Source organism: Virgibacillus salexigens (assembly GCF_014905415.1).
In the GTDB taxonomy this organism is placed as follows: domain Bacteria; phylum Bacillota; class Bacilli; order Bacillales; family Amphibacillaceae; genus Virgibacillus; species Virgibacillus salexigens.
The window spans coordinates 1-312 of the sequence record NZ_BNEO01000109.1 but is presented as its reverse complement, the minus strand read 5'-3'; the positions used below and the strand labels follow the sequence as shown (position 1 = coordinate 312).

Sequence of the window (312 nt, the reverse complement as noted above, 5' to 3'; positions counted from 1 at the left end):
CAAAAATTAAGTATGCCCCAGAAAGCACAAGAATTCAATGTATTTTAGAACTGGTTAGAAAAGGGTATGAGGATCAATTATTGGTGAGTGGCGTCACAGCAAGAAAATCCTACTACAAACATTATGATTACGGGTTAGGTTTGGAAAATATTATTGGCAAGTGGGTTCCACGTTTTATTGATGAAGCGAATCAGAATGGTTTTGATGGTCAACGATTAATGGAAAAGTTTTTCATCCATAACCCGGCACGTTGCTTTGCATTTAAAAAATAGATGTGAAGTTGCGAGAGTTTGTGTGTAGACATAATCATCG

1 pseudogene is annotated in these 312 nt (G+C 36.5%); it reads left to right on the top strand.

From position 1 onward, the window contains the following. Window positions 1-272: pseudogene (locus tag JKP73_RS22445) on the top strand (phosphotriesterase family protein); the annotation flags it as partial. Window positions 273-312 lie beyond the last annotated feature (40 nt).